14 protein-coding genes are annotated in these 14,064 nt (G+C 60.8%); 6 read left to right on the top strand and 8 right to left on the bottom strand.

The window, feature by feature from the left end; all coding sequences use genetic code 11:
- Positions 1 to 66: 66 nt before the first annotated feature.
- From JQN66_RS18055 to JQN66_RS18045, 3 genes are all read right to left on the bottom strand, one after another.
- Positions 67 to 1,014 (bottom strand): abortive infection family protein, encoded by a 948-nt coding sequence (locus JQN66_RS18055; protein ID WP_081473272.1) that lies wholly within the window; start codon positions 1,012 to 1,014, stop codon positions 67 to 69.
- Positions 1,015 to 1,039: 25 nt separating this feature from the next.
- On the bottom strand, positions 1,040 to 4,555 hold the full coding sequence (gene mobF, locus JQN66_RS18050) for a MobF family relaxase (protein WP_040504913.1): 3,516 nt from the start codon (positions 4,553 to 4,555) through the stop codon (positions 1,040 to 1,042).
- A 642-nt stretch (positions 4,556 to 5,197) separates the two neighbouring features.
- Complete coding sequence (locus JQN66_RS18045) at positions 5,198 to 5,767, bottom strand: TetR/AcrR family transcriptional regulator C-terminal domain-containing protein (RefSeq protein ID WP_010154754.1); 570 nt, start codon at positions 5,765 to 5,767, stop codon at positions 5,198 to 5,200.
- A 38-nt stretch (positions 5,768 to 5,805) separates the two neighbouring features.
- Between JQN66_RS18045 and tet(33) the strand changes: the two genes are divergently transcribed.
- From tet(33) to JQN66_RS18020, 5 genes are all read left to right on the top strand, one after another.
- Positions 5,806 to 7,029, top strand: a complete 1,224-nt coding sequence (gene tet(33) / locus JQN66_RS18040; protein WP_204677787.1) for a tetracycline efflux MFS transporter Tet(33) — start codon at positions 5,806 to 5,808, stop codon at positions 7,027 to 7,029.
- Between the two features lie 324 nt (positions 7,030 to 7,353).
- Entirely contained in the window at positions 7,354 to 7,563 is a 210-nt protein-coding gene (locus tag JQN66_RS18035; RefSeq protein WP_204677726.1) for a hypothetical protein, read from the top strand.
- A 492-nt stretch (positions 7,564 to 8,055) separates the two neighbouring features.
- The gene (locus JQN66_RS18750) at positions 8,056 to 8,109 is read left to right on the top strand and encodes a chloramphenicol resistance leader peptide (protein WP_011113070.1); all 54 of its coding nucleotides are present in this window, start codon (positions 8,056 to 8,058) and stop codon (positions 8,107 to 8,109) included.
- A 21-nt stretch (positions 8,110 to 8,130) separates the two neighbouring features.
- A complete protein-coding gene (cmx, locus tag JQN66_RS18025) occupies positions 8,131 to 9,306 on the top strand; it encodes a chloramphenicol efflux MFS transporter Cmx (RefSeq protein ID WP_204677723.1) in 1,176 nt (391 codons plus the stop codon).
- Positions 9,306 to 10,295 (top strand): IS481-like element IS5564 family transposase, encoded by a 990-nt coding sequence (locus tag JQN66_RS18020; protein ID WP_167380529.1) that lies wholly within the window; start codon positions 9,306 to 9,308, stop codon positions 10,293 to 10,295. Before cmx ends, JQN66_RS18020 begins: the two co-directional genes overlap by 1 nt.
- Positions 10,296 to 11,316: 1,021 nt before the next feature.
- Here the strand turns inward: JQN66_RS18020 and nrdH are convergent.
- The 5 genes from nrdH to JQN66_RS17995 form a co-directional block, all read right to left on the bottom strand.
- On the bottom strand, positions 11,317 to 11,541 hold the full coding sequence (nrdH, locus tag JQN66_RS18015; RefSeq protein ID WP_204677721.1) for a glutaredoxin-like protein NrdH: 225 nt from the start codon (positions 11,539 to 11,541) through the stop codon (positions 11,317 to 11,319).
- Between the two features lie 17 nt (positions 11,542 to 11,558).
- Positions 11,559 to 11,726 (bottom strand): hypothetical protein, encoded by a 168-nt coding sequence (locus JQN66_RS18010; RefSeq protein ID WP_204677719.1) that lies wholly within the window; start codon positions 11,724 to 11,726, stop codon positions 11,559 to 11,561.
- Positions 11,727 to 11,778: 52 nt separating this feature from the next.
- Entirely contained in the window at positions 11,779 to 12,165 is a 387-nt protein-coding gene (locus JQN66_RS18005) for a hypothetical protein (RefSeq protein ID WP_204677717.1), read from the bottom strand.
- Positions 12,166 to 12,620: 455 nt separating this feature from the next.
- Entirely contained in the window at positions 12,621 to 12,857 is a 237-nt protein-coding gene (locus JQN66_RS18000; protein WP_204677715.1) for a toxin-antitoxin system HicB family antitoxin, read from the bottom strand.
- Complete coding sequence (locus JQN66_RS17995; RefSeq protein WP_204677713.1) at positions 12,854 to 13,447, bottom strand: ParA family protein; 594 nt, start codon at positions 13,445 to 13,447, stop codon at positions 12,854 to 12,856. Before JQN66_RS17995 ends, JQN66_RS18000 begins: the two co-directional genes overlap by 4 nt.
- A 219-nt stretch (positions 13,448 to 13,666) precedes the next feature.
- On the opposite strand from JQN66_RS17995, the gene JQN66_RS17990 reads away from it, so the two are divergent.
- The gene (locus JQN66_RS17990) at positions 13,667 to 13,957 is read left to right on the top strand and encodes a hypothetical protein (protein ID WP_204677711.1); all 291 of its coding nucleotides are present in this window, start codon (positions 13,667 to 13,669) and stop codon (positions 13,955 to 13,957) included.
- Positions 13,958 to 14,064: the final 107 nt, after the last annotated feature.

Below are 14,064 nucleotides of genomic sequence, written 5' to 3'. Positions count from 1 at the left end.
CTACGCTGCTCGGTTGGAGTGCGGAAGAGCGGTGGAGTTCCGCTTGCGGATTGGAGTGGAGAAGCGTCAGAAGGAGGAGCCCAGCGCAGCCTTTTGCTCATGGGAGGTTTCGTGCCAGGTGTCGGCGATGAACTGCGCGACTGCAACAGTCGAGTTGAACACGAGGCGTGCATGTCGTGGAGTCGCGGGGCTCTCGTTGACGGAGCCATGCCCGTCGCCGATTGAGTTGCGTGCCTCCGCGACGGACTGCACGAGAGTGGAGAGGGCGCGCATCGCTTTGCGGAGGGCGTCGCTGCCGCGCTTGCTGCCGTCTACCGCGTCGGCATTGATCGCGAGTGCCGATGCGGTGCTTGCGAAAAGAGCCGGGAGCTCGTCTCGTTCGGAGAACTCGATATCCAGATCCGTGAGCACGATCTTGCACTGGCTCTCGAGGAGGTTCTTGCAGGAGGAGATCGCCGCAGCGGGATCTGAGCTGAGGTCGCGGTTGATTAGATCGAGGTGACGGCGCAGCACAGAGTTCTCGGTGAGGTCGGGCGTCTTGGCGAGCGTTAGCTCGGTTGGGGCGTAATACGCGGAAATCTGACGCCAGCCATAGATGATGCGATCTCCGAAACGGTCTGTCTCGATGAGCTCATACCCATCTCGGCGGAGGGTGTCATTGTAGGCAGCGACCATCGCGGCAGCGGCGTCTGGATCGTCGCGGACAATGGGATGGACTGTCTCGGCTAAGAAGTTGAGGAACGTCTCGTCGCTGCCGTTACGAAGCTGGAAACGGTCGTCGTTGAAGACCCAGTCATCCTCCCAGTCCCAGTTGTTCACCATGTGCTGGTAGATGTCGCCGCTGGCAGTGCGGTACCTGTGGTCTCTGCTCGGCAGCTCCTCCAAGTCGTAGAGCCGGGCGAGGAACTGCGGATGCTGCAGCCGCCCCGACCAGTCGTACTCGGAAAGCGAGAGCCAATCGAACACGTTTGAGCGCGTCTGGCGAGAGATCCGCGCGCGGTTCGTTGGCGTCATGCACTAAGAATATCGGCCGCATACATCAGGAAATCGACCGCCTCTGACTCCGTCTGGACCGCACTTCCTCCGGGGAGTGCTCGGTCTGCTGAAGGCTCACGAGCACGCCCTGGGCGCGTTCGTAGTCGACGCGCTGAGCATCGTCGCCGGGCACCGCTCCGAGTGGGCTGCTCGAGGTGACGCCCCACCGGTCGCGGTACGCAATGACCGCCCGTGCCGCAGCCTCACCCTCTGCGGGAGCGGTCTCGTCGAGTCCCGTCAACCAGGGCTCTGGCTGCTTGAGGAGCTTCTCGACCAGGGCATCGATGCGCTGCTCCATGAGCTGCTCCCGCTCGTCGAGGGCTTGCCTCATCGCGGGATCGGTGATCCCGGTCGCGCGCGGGACCAGGCCGGCGATCATCCTGGCGGTCCGCTGCGGAGCAGGCTGGTAGGCCGCCGTGATGCGCTGGAGCCTGTAACGCAGCAGCGACCCGAGATCCTGCACCTCGTCCAGTCCTCCAACCTGGATGATGCGCGGGAGAAGACTGTCGATGTCGTGCCCGTCGGCTTCGAGCCTGCGCAGCTCGGTGGTGAGGATCCCGAAGGCGTCTGTCTCGACGAGCTCGTCGATCGTCTCCGCCGTGAGGCCTCCGGCGTGCAGGAGGGCGATCCAGCGTTCCTGTCCGGCGACTTGTGCGATGGTGTCGTACTCGGCCGCGAGTTGCTCGAGTGAGCCCCAGAAGTCCTGCTCCACGGTGATCGTGTCGTGTGCGGAGAGCTCTGCGCCAGGGTGCTGCAGGATCCCGTAGAGGATGCTCCGGGCGGTGTTCTGCAGGTCCTCACGGTGCTGATGCTCCTCGAGGTGATGCTCGTCGGTGGCGACGTAGACGCGGTTGGATTCGCGGCCGCGGGTCATCGCGACGTAGAGGGATTCTCGGGTCACTTCCGGTGAGTGGACGACCGCGTGTGCGGTGTCGACGGTGGCCCCTTGGGCACGGTGCGCGGTGACGGCGTAGCCGAGGTCGACGTGCTCGGCGACGTAGCTCACGGGCAGCGTGATCGTGGTGCGCCGCTTCGATCCTGCCCGCCGCACGGTGAGGGATCCGTCGTCGTTCGCATGGGCGACGTGCCAGCGGTCGCCGTTTTTCACCCAGCTTCGCCCGAGCGAGAGGCGCCGATTGTTCTCGCGGGTGATGATGAGATCTCCGCGGGAAACTTCGTTGCCGTCATGGAGTTTGACGCCGTCCACAGCGACGTCGCCCTGGAGGATTCGGTCGGTGCGGGCGCGGGTGTTGAGCGCAGAGACCGTGTCGAGGGTTTCCGCGATCAGCACCGTGCTCTTTCCCGCTGCGAGGTCTGTGCGCCAGGCTTGGTAGGCGGCTTCGAGAATCTCGTCATATCCGCCCGGCGTGACGCGCTGGTGCGCAATGTAGGTATCGATGACGTCGGTGTCGCCGATCCGCAACTGCAGGGACGCCTGCTTCTCCCAGTCGTTTCGGAAGCGACGCACATCGACCAGTTCCGGGGCGTCGCCGCGGTCACGCACGAGCATCCCGAACGCGCCGCCCGCGTCCACCGCTGCGAGTTGCGCCCAATCGCCCACGAGCAGCACTTTCGCGCCGACCTGCTGGGCGTGACTGGTGATGGCATCGAGCGCGAACGTGCCACCCAAGGAGGCTTCGTCGATGATGACGAGCTGTCCGCGCGTGAGGTTCCATTTCCCGAGGCGATGCTCATGCAGCCACTTCGCCGTGTTCTCCGTCCCGATCTCCAGATCCCCGGCGAGGACGTCGGCGGCAGCGGCCGAGGGCGCGAGCCCGGTCACCGAGCCTGGCCCGTAGCGTCGCTCCCAGGCTCGGCGCAGGGCACGCATCGTTGTGGTCTTCCCAGTCCCTGCGGGGCCGACGAGTACGTCGAGGACGCGGCCGGAGACGCCGATCTTCGCGATCGCCTGCTCCTGGTCCACCGACAGGGTGTGCCCGTCGCGGTTCTTCGTTCTGGCAGCGTCCTCGATCCATGCCAGCGGTACGGTCGGCGCCGACCGATCATTCGACGCGCCAAGGAGTCGGTCTTCTGCCGCGAGCACCTGCTCGGAGGAGAACACCGTTCCGGCTTTGGGTCGGAACACGCTCGACCCGTCCGCGCGACGAAACAGCGAGGGGCTCTTCGCGAGCTCGGGCGGAGTGAGGCGCAGCGAGACCCGTTCTGCGGCATCGACGATCTGCTGGGTGATGACGTCCCGGTCGTTCGCGGACGCGAAGCGGAGAGCCATCGTCTGTCGCACGGCCTCCGCGTGGAGGTTCCACCGTTTCCACGTCGCTCGCCGGTCACCGACCTGCTGCACCACGACCTCGGCGACCTCCTCGAGATCCTCCAACGGGATATCGTCTGCCCGCAGCAACGGTTCGTGCTCACTACCGGCGAGCAGTGCCGACGCCCAGGTTGGCGCGTCCTCACCCAGCAACGCGGTCGCGCGTTCTCGCCACTGGGAGGTGAGATCGCTGAGAGAGTGCTGCTGCTTCGGGGGCCGAGTCTCGAGCGTGGCCTGCTGCCGGAACTGCCACACCAGCTTCGGGGACGGCTGCCTCCCGTGCTTCGAGACGTAGTCGTCGACCAGCCGGTCTTTGACCTGCTCGATATCGCGAGTACGGGAAGAGAACTCGTCCATCAGCTCCTGCGGCACGCCAACGATCTCCCACGCCGTGGAGCGCCCCGCACCGCGCTCACGGGCTTCCCACCCGACGCCGAGGATCTGAGTGAGATGGTCCGAGAGGACCGCGTTGTAATGCTCCGATAGGCCGGTGACGGCGGCGTGGATAGCGCGAGAATCGAGCGTGCGCCACTTCCCGTCATGAGCTGCTTGCACGCGGTTGGCGACGACAATGTGCGTGTGGAGTTGTGGATCCGCGGCCCGAGAATCGTAATGATCGTAGGCAGTCGCAATCACACCCCGCACGTCGACTTGCGCGACGGCGCCACGCGCCCCTTTCGCGCCGACCCTGGTCATCGCGACGTCGCGCTCGAGTAGGGCGATCATGTCTCGGATCGCTGCGTGGTGAGCTTGGGCAATGAGTGCTTGCGTGCCGCCGTCGGCAACTGCCCAGAGGGTCGAGACGGACTTCGGGACCGAGAACGTGAGATCGAACCCTGCGACCGGCGCATTCGTTGGCTTCTGTGCTTCCTCCGCCTCGATCAGCGCTTGCTGCGCGGTACGCTCACCTGCGGTAAGGGACTTCGGGAGCTGATCGAGGCGGCGCTGCGTCCGCTCGCCCGCGGTGGCAAACTTTCGGTACGGACGCCCCAGTTGCTCGCCGCTGTTCGGATCCTGCCCGTGCCCCATGAGGCGCCGTAACTGCTCCTCGCTCACCGAGGCACCGACGGCGATCTCTCCGGCGAGTCCTGGGAGGCCGGCCCCGAGCCAGATGCCGGGAGGCGTTCCTGCTTCAAGGTAGTACCTTGTCAGCGCTGACGACGCATCGCGATCCCCGTCGCCAGCGACAACTGCGTTCAGCAGGTACCGGTACCCGTCCCCAGCGGTCATGACCCTGATCGAGATCGTCACACTGGGCAGGTGCGCCGCAGATCTTGGGATCTACCCTCGGAAGGCGGAGAGCGCGATGTTTGCGTCAATGCAGGGAGATAGCGAAGAGCGCGCTTCAACGGAGATGCTCGAATGGGTCCACGACGGATTGGACTCCGTGGTCGCGGCAGACGTAGACGATTCACACGCCGTACCCGTCGGCGCCGCTCGGCTCGGGGTCGCATTCTGCGCGGCAGACGTTACAGAGCCGGTGCTCGTTGCTCCCCCAGACCGTGACCTCGATATCGTCGGGGATCTCCATTCCGTCGAACTCCATATGCGGAGGTTAGCTGTCGCGGATTGAGTCGTGTCAAGATGCGGCACCGATGCTAAACCGCCGTTACCTATGGTCATCGCGCCGGTCACGCACTCGACGCTTAGTTCTTGAGGTACTCGAGGACGGCGATGACGCGCTTGTTTCCTGTGCGCTCGTTAAGGTCGAGCATGGTGAAGATGCTGCTGATGTGCCGTTCCGCGATCGCGACGCGACATGCATACGGTCCCTGATTTGCTCGTTAGTGAGCTCCGTAGCCATGAGCAAAACGTCAGTATCGCGGAGGAGCTGCTGCGGGAGCGGGAAAGGATTGACCTTACTGACGCAGAGACCCAAAGCGCGAGCATCCCTCATCGCTTTGATGCCAGCCCTTCAACCATTGCAACTAACCCGAACTCGAAATCTAGGTCTTGATCGACAGGCTCACATCCGTTGTCGAGCGCTGTTTGTTCTTCTAGTACGAAACCGACCGTATAGCGGCTGATAGCCATGAGAGCTCGGACCGCAGAGACCTCAGCGAATCCTTCGGACACGAGAAACTCGATCTGACTTTCGGGGGCATCCGAGCCCGCTGGCATCTGGTCACTCTTTTGACGGTGAAACTCTGCGTGCAGCCGTGCTCCATCCCGGACTGCCAGAAGCGCTGTCCGGAAGCTCCGCGCGTTGCGCAGGAGAAAGTCGTCCCAGCGCTCCCCTGACTCTGGGAGTGAGGCGTGGTGTTCGCGATCAAGCACATCAGCTGCGAGCGATCCGAGCAGGTGGCCCTTTGTCCGAAAGTGCCAGTAGAGCGCTGGCTGCTGCACCCGCAGATGCGCAGCCAGTGCCCGCGTGGTGAAACCGTCGATCCCCGTGTTATTGAGCACATGCCTCGCACCGCGCAAGACTGCTGCACGATCGAGTCGCGCTTGTTTCTGAGCCATGCTTGCACTTTATCATCGATAACTTTATCGTTGATAAGGTGTCATCTCTCACTTCCGCTCGTGGCTCGTTGGCCACGGTCCTCATCACGGCTAGCCTCGACGCCGCCGGCATGGGCCTGGTGATGCCGATTCTCCCCGCACTGCTACACGAGGCAGGGGTCACCGCTGATGCGGTTCCGCTGAACGTCGGAGTGCTGATCGCGCTCTACGCGGTAATGCAGTTCATCTTTGCCCCCGTACTGGGAAGACTGTCGGACCGATTCGGCCGCCGCCGGGTGCTGCTTGTTTCCCTGGCCGGTGCGACCGTCGACTATCTCGTGCTCGCCACGACATCCGCTCTGTCGGTGTTCTATATCGCCCGTGCAGTGGCTGGGATAACCGGAGCGACCAATGCGGTCACCGCCACCGTGATCGCCGACATCACGCCACCCCACCAGCGCGCCAAGCGTTTCGGTTTACTCAGTGCCTGCTATGGCGGCGGAATGATCGCGGGGCCAGCCATGGGTGGACTGTTCGGTGCCATCTCGCCACATCTGCCGTTTTTGCTCGCTGCTCTTCTCTCAGCGAGCAATCTGGCACTCACCTTTATCTTGTTACGCGAGACCCGTCCTGATTCCCCTGCGCGCTCTGCGTCGCTCGCTCAGCATCGTGGTCGCCCCGGCCTCAGCGCGGTGCCTGGGATTACCTTCCTATTAGTCGCATTCGGCCTTGTTCAATTCATTGGGCAGGCTCCAGGTGCGACCTGGGTGCTGTTTACTGAACACCGCCTCGACTGGAGTCCCGTCGAAGTTGGAATCTCCCTGTCCGTCTTCGGGATCGTACAGGTTCTCGTGCAGGCCCTCCTTACTGGCCGCATCGTGGAGTGGATCGGTGAGGCAAAAACAGTCATCATCGGGTGTGTTACCGACGCCTTGGGTCTCGTAGGCCTGGCGATTGTCACTGACGCATTTTCCATGGCGCCTATCTTGGCGGCACTGGGGATCGGTGGCATCGGCCTCCCCGCTCTGCAAACCCTTCTCTCCCAGCGCGTCGATGAACAGCACCAAGGGCGCCTCCAGGGTGTGCTCGCCAGCATCAACAGCGTCACATCGATCTTCGGACCGGTCGCTTTCACAACGATCTTCGCGCTCACTTACATCAACGCCGACGGCTTCCTCTGGCTCTGCGCCGCAGCACTCTACGTGCCCTGCGTGATTCTCATCATGCGTGGTACAGCAGCGTCCCCGAAGTTCGGCTCATGGGCGAGCGGCGACTCGATGTGAGTTGTGAGACGTGAGCAGGAGCAACACGGCGGCGACACTGCTTCGCCATGGCCGACTAGCGAGACGGCGCCACCGGGAAACTCGGCATCATCTACCAAGGACAGGTCAGCTGGGAGCCTGATAGACCCATCGAAATGTGCGTGCCGATCGCGGAGAAAGGCCGGGCGCATCGGATCGAGCCATAGCACCATGAGTCTTCACGGAAGTGCGTTGACGGAGACTTCGTTGTGAACCGGGCCAAGGGAGAGCTGGAGGCCCTCTCCGAGTGGCTTGCCGATGACATGAGCTGGACGCTCATCGAGAAATCCACACACAGCGGCCCCAGTGCAGCCCGAGAGGTGCGCCCGCCGTTCTCCCGAGCGGGTGGAGGTCATTTCTGTCGTCACCCACGGACGACGCGCTTCCTGCGACGGCTACCTCGAGGCTGGAGGAATGCGCGTCCGTTTCAGCCATGCGTTCCGCTTCGTCAGCACCCCCAAGACCGCGATGATCGCAGAACTGCGACGCTACTGCATCGAGACGCAGGTTGACTGAGGCCTGTGCGGACAGCACGAACGACCCTTAAGCCCGTAATCTGGGAACCGCAGAAACTACCCGATCGAAACGCAACTACTTTGCCGGCCCTACGGGGTTGGCTCGCGGTCGTCGTCCTTGGCCGCGACCGTGCGCAGGAGGTGCTTGTAGCCATCCCTCGCGATCATCACGCGCATCGAAACCGTCACGACGCTACTGCCTTCGACGATCAGGGGAGCGGGGACTGATCGCGGACGCGCTGTCCACTTTGGTTAAAAGATTGCGCCGCTGTAGACGACCGCCATCTAGATGTGATGTCTAGGGACGTTGTTCTGGCCCCCGCCCGTAATGACACCGTGCCGATTCAAGAAGTATCTGTCCAGACCGCTCGCCATTGAAGGCATGTTAGAGTTTAGGGCATGTCGAGTCCCGAATCAGACAGGTCAGGGGTTGTCGGTCACACCGCCAGCCCCTTGAACCACTAGTTACGACGCCCACGATCTGTGTGGGCGTATGTCTGGCGTACCCGGGGCGCTGGCCGTGGTGACAAGAAGAACCATTTCTTGATCTCACACCTCGGAGTACTCGATGCCTTTTGCCCTCTACATGCTTGCCCTGGCGGTCTTCGTCATGGGCACTTCAGAATTCATGCTCGCGGGATTGCTCCCCGCGATCGCGACCGAACTTGACGTCTCGGTCGGCACTGCGGGCCTGCTGACCTCCGCATTCGCAGTCGGTATGGTCGTCGGCGCGCCAGTGATGGCGGCATTCGCTCGCCGTTGGCCACCGCGGCTCACATTGATCGTTTGCCTTCTCGTGTTCGCGGGAAGCCACGTCATCGGAGCGATGACACCAGTGTTCTCTCTCCTGCTCATCACCCGGGTGCTCAGCGCTCTCGCAAACGCAGGACTCCTCGCCGTAGCACTGAGCATGGCCACTACCCTCGTGCCAGCGAACCAGAAGGGGCGTGCACTGTCGATCCTGCTCTCCGGCACGACGATCGCAACCGTCGTGGGCGTCCCCGCCGGGGCACTGCTCGGCACAGCGCTGGGCTGGCGAACGACGTTCTGGGCGATCGCCATCCTCTGTATTCCTGCGGCCGTTGGAGTCATTCGTGGCGTCACGAACAATGTTGGTCGGAGCGAGACTAGCGCGACCTCACCAAGGCTCCGTGTCGAGCTCAGCCAGTTGGCGACGCCGCGGCTCATCCTGGCCATGGTACTCGGAGCGCTGATCAACGGAGGGACCTTTGCGGCATTCACCTTCCTGGCACCCATCGTGACCGAGACCGCGGGCTTGGCCGAAGCGTGGGTGTCCGTCGCGCTGGTGATGTTCGGCATCGGATCGTTCCTTGGCGTCACGATCGCAGGACGACTATCAGATCAACGACCTGGCCTCGTGCTCGCAGTCGGCGGACCGCTATTGCTGACAGGCTGGATCGTGTTGGCAGTGGTCGCATCTCATCCCGTCGCGCTTATCGTCCTCGTCCTCGTTCAGGGATTCCTGTCGTTCGGCGTCGGCAGTACTCTGATCACGCGTGTGCTGTATGCAGCATCGGGTGCGCCAACGATGGGCGGTTCGTACGCAACCGCAGCATTGAATATCGGAGCTGCAGCGGGGCCCGTGCTTGGTGCGCTCGGGCTCGCGACCGGGCTGGGGCTGCTCGCGCCGGTTTGGGTCGCTTCGGTGCTGACAGCGATCGCTCTCGTCATCATGCTTCTCACCAGACGCGCGCTTACGAAGACCGCGGCGGAGGCCAATTGATGACCCATCCGAACGCTCTTCTCACTCCTCGTGCCCGTCTCCGGTTAGCCCGGCTGATTGTCGAAGACGGCTATCCGGCCACGATCGCCGCAAAGATGTTCATGGTCTCCCCGATCACTGCCCGGAAATGGGCAGGCCGCTACCGGGAAGAGGGTGAGTTTGGGATGCAGGATCGCTCCAGCAAGCCGCACCGGATCCCAGGCAGGACGCCCGAGCATGTCAAGAAGAAGATCATCAACCTGCGCTGGCGGCTTCGACTGGGGCCAGCCCAGATCGCTGCGCGACTTGGTCTCTCGACGTCGACTGTTCACGCGGTCCTCGTCCGTTGCCGCGTGAACCGCCTCTCGCATATCGATCGTGTCACTGGCGAGCCATTGCGGCGATATGAGCATCCTCATCCGGGATCGTTGATTCATGTCGATGTCACGAAGTTCGGCAACATCCCCGACGGCGGTGGACATCGTTACGTAGGTCGGCAGCAAGGCGCACGGAACAAGCTCGCGACTCCGGGATTACCACGAGGAAAAGATCACAAGCCGCGCACCGGGACGGCGTTCGTTCACACAGTCATCGACGACCACTCCCGCGTCGCATACGCAGAAATCTGGTCGGATGAGCAGGCGAGCACAGCGGTGGGAGTTCTCGAACGCGCCGTGGCCTGGTTCGCCGAACGAGGCGTGACCGTCGAGCGAGTCCTATCCGACAACGGGTCGGCATACAGATCCCACGCATGGAGGGACTTCTGCGCTCGGCTCGGCATCCGACACAAGCGGACACGCCCCTACCGGCCGCAGACGAACGGGAAGATCGAGCGATTCCACCGCACGCTCGGGGACGGCTGGGCCTATGCCAGGTTTTACGGTTCAGAGGCCGAACGACGCCTGGCGCTGCCCGGCTGGCTCCACTTCTACAACCACCACCGACACCACTCTGCGATTGGCGGCGTACCCTTCGACCGACTCAACAACGTCCCTGGACATCACAGCTAGGTCTCGGCCGGCCTTCACATGGAACGTTCCGGCAAGCCATCCGGCGACTTCCTCGGTCACTTCCCCGGCTTCGCGGTAGATCGCAATCTGGACAGCCATTTCATGGCCGATCTTGGGGGCGATTTCCGCAAGGTCGGTTCCCATGTTCCTGATTTCGGCCACTCGGGCTCCTGCGATGGCCTGCACCTCGATGCTGGATTCTTCGCAGTGCTCGATGTCCTTGGCGCGCAGTGGGTTCTTGCCGATCAGTCGGTGCTCGAGGGTGATGGCTTCGGCTTCAACCTCTGCGTAGGGAACTGCGTCGGTTCCGTCACCATGGAAGTCCTGGATTTGGCCGTTGGCAACGAGCACCGCGCGCCGAATCGGTGCGCCGACCTCCATTAGTAGGTCTTCCAGTGCGTCGTACTGGGTGCCCTTGAGCTGTCCTCGCTCGTCGTAAGCAACCAGGATAGTTGCGTCGATGGCGTTGCCAGCGGACACCTTGCCGAGGATTCCGCGAATTGCGTTGATCCAGTGGGCTACCTGCCCATCGGCCACGAGGTCGACGCGCAGGGTGGCCAGCACGGCACCCTCGGTGCAGAGCATAAGGGCTACGGATTCTTGCGGGTCGAACTTGAGGCTGGCGCGAACGGCGGCTGCGATGCCTGCGTTGCTTGAGATGCTAGTCATTGTGACTGCCTTTCCTTGGTTTTCAACCGGGGCTCTGCCGGGCTTTCCGGTGGAGTTCCTATCCCCTGTTGATACTTCAATTCTAGCAGTTTGCTAGCTTGCTAGCAAGCTAGTTTGCTGTTTTTCTTGAAAGATTTTTGCTAGCTTTCAAGCATGGTAGAAAACTTGCCTGACAGGTCAACGCAACATTTGCGCATGATTGCATGGGTTCCCCTTGTTCCGATACATGCCAAACTGCACGTCTGAAAGTTCTGTCAGGGGTGGGCTTTAGCCCATCGCGTAGCGACGCGCAGCGCCCTTGACTGGGCTTTCAGACGTGCAACAATCGGGCATCGGGGCAAGGAAAACCCGCTTAGAGGCTCTCGATCTTATCCGGCCGGAATCCTGACCAGTGTTCTTGGCCTGTGACCACTACCGGGGCTTGCATGTATCCCAATGAGCGGACATATTCGAGCGCTTCGGCATTCTTGCTGATGTCGATTGTCTGGTACTCGACACCTTTTTTGTCTAGAGCCCTGTAGGTGGCGTTGCACTGGACGCAAGAAGGCTTGCTATAGACGGTGACGGGGTTTTTCATGGCTTTTCTCCTGGGCGCTAGTCCTGGGCTTCAAGTGCGGTGATTTCTTGGGGGCTGAGCTTATAGGCGAAACTGCATTGCCCGAATTCTGCTGCTGCTGCGGTTGCTTCTTCTTCAGTGCCGTAGAAGCCGAGGATCTGAGTCGCTGGGCAATTGAGTACGGCATATGGGGCGACTATGGCCATTGGGGATCTACTTTCAGGGGTAGGTTGCCCCGCCTTTCGGCGGGGCTGTCAGCTAGTCGTTGGGAAGTCCGCGATATTTTGCGGGTAGCTTCTCAAATTCTTCGGGAACCCATTTAGGGCCGTCGCTTTGTCCGGTTTTCCAGAAGAAATGCGCGTCGCGGTCTATGGCTTCCTTGCATGCTTCCACGTTGTCGAAATACTTGGTGGTAGTGTCACCTTCGACGTAAAGACCATAGCCGAAGTGGCGATTTCCCTTGGTATCCGTGGCCTGACGGGCGAAGCCGATGATGTAGGGCCATGCGCCGAAGTCGTAGCCTTCGCCTCCCCACTGCGAGATGACCGTCCAACCGGCCTTCTCGGCCGTGTCGATGTAGTCATAGCCGTCCCCCGTGCGGTCATCGCATGGCAGGTTCGGGCCAGTGAATACGGTGCTAGTCATTGTGACTGCCTTTCCTTGGTTTTCAACCGGGGCTCTGCCGGGCTTTCCGGTGGAGTTCCTATCCCCTGTTGATACTTCAATTCTAGCAGTTTGCTAGCTTGCTAGCAAGCTAGTTTGCTGTTTTTCTTGAAAGATTTTTGCTAGCTTTCAAGCATGGTAGAAAACTTGCCTGACAGGTCAACGCAACATTTGCGCATGATTGCATGGGTTCCCCTTGTTCCGATACATGCCAAACTGCACGTCTGAAAGTTCTGTCAGGGGTGGGCTTTAGCCCATCGCGTAGCGACGCGCAGCGCCCTTGACTGGGCTTTCAGACGTGCAACAATCGGGCATCGGGGCAAGGAAAACCCGACGCAGGATTATGGGCGCAAAAAGTGAACCCGACCGCATAGGAAGGCGGTCGGGTTCGGTTTACTTCCAAGGAAAGGAAGTTAGTCTATTGTCTCATGAGCGGCTTAGGAGTGCTTCTCTAGGAATTCCTGGATGGCTTGCGCCACGAGAACCTGTTGCTTGATGTCGTTAGCAGCGGCGTAGAGCTTGATTTGGGTATGAAGCTCTTTTGGAATCCTCACGTTGAGCGGCTTCATGTCCTGCTCAGGTGTTTCAGGAGTCCTGAAACTCTCGCTCACTGAACCCGCCTTTTGAGTTGCGGTTTTCGCGGCTGGCTTCATCTTGTCTTTAAGGCTGCTCATGACAGTGCCTCCATTAGTTCTTTGGCGACTTCTTCATAGCCCATCAGGTCGGCCGGAATTTCACCTGGAATGGTCTTGAATGCTTGGCGGTGCTTGATTCGTGTATTGAATAGGGCCAGGTCGCTATCTTCTAGGTATTCCAAGCTGTCTCGGAGCGCGACCGTTTGCTCATTGACCTTAGTGAAAAGGGCGATGCGTGCAGTATCGGTCGGCAGGTTCGCGTTCGTGGCAACGAGTCGCTTTAGATCCATAACGGCCGGCTCGGTTGGCATGATGACTACATCGGCAGCCTTGATCGCCGCGTCGATAGTCGCCGGATCGCCTGGGGGAGTGTCAATGATGACGAAATCCTTGGCGCTCTTCCCTGCGAGCCTCTTCAGCTTGGCGATGTTCACGATCTCGACGGGGAACGGCAGTGGTGTACCTGCATCATGAGCGTCTTCGGCCCATTCTGTTGCAGAGCCCTGCATATCTGTATCCCAAAGCTCGACCGTATACCCTAAGTCGATCAGCGCACAGGCGAGGTAAATCGAGCTAGTTGTCTTGCCCACGCCGCCCTTGGTCTGCACAAGCGCAATAGTGGTAGCCATTTCTGCCTCCTAATCCTTGTACACAAATCCTTGTGCACACAAACTTACAAACTTGAAAACTTACTTGCAAGTTTGCTTGCAAGATATTTTCCTATCTTGATTACAAGCATAATAGCTTGCTAGCAAACTTTCAAGCTATATGAATAGCAAAGTATCAAACTTTTTTGTTCGCAGGGCTTTTGCTTATTCGTCAGGCCAGGGGAGTACGGTTAGCTCGTTATGTCTGTCGAGCTTGTTGATGTTATTTTTACGACGGCCTCCGCGCCTTGGAAGATTCGGCGGGGCGGTCGGGTCTGGCAGGTTGTCGTGGAACCTACCCATCATTATGAACGAGTGAAGTGGTGGGAAGATACGAGCTTCACTATTAAGAAGGGCAGCGCTGACCGGATTGATTATGCGGTGTGGCTGGTGCAGGTGCGGCTTGGCGCTAATCCCAGGTCGGATCTTGTGACCTGGGAGCTGGTGGAGCATCCGCGCACTGGTTCTTGGTCTGTGCGCGAGGTGTTATGAAGTTACGAGATCTAGGTGATATTTCGACCTATCGCAGCAGCGAAAGATACGAAGAACCCGAGGATGACAGCTTCGTATAACCAACGTAGTTCGGTTGTTTGTGGTTG

It is taken from the genome of Glutamicibacter protophormiae (genome assembly GCF_016894325.1).
Classification (GTDB): Bacteria; Actinomycetota; Actinomycetes; order Actinomycetales; family Micrococcaceae; genus Glutamicibacter; species Glutamicibacter protophormiae.
The sequence above is the reverse complement of the archived record's forward strand: the minus strand, read 5'-3'. Positions and strand labels throughout refer to the sequence as shown.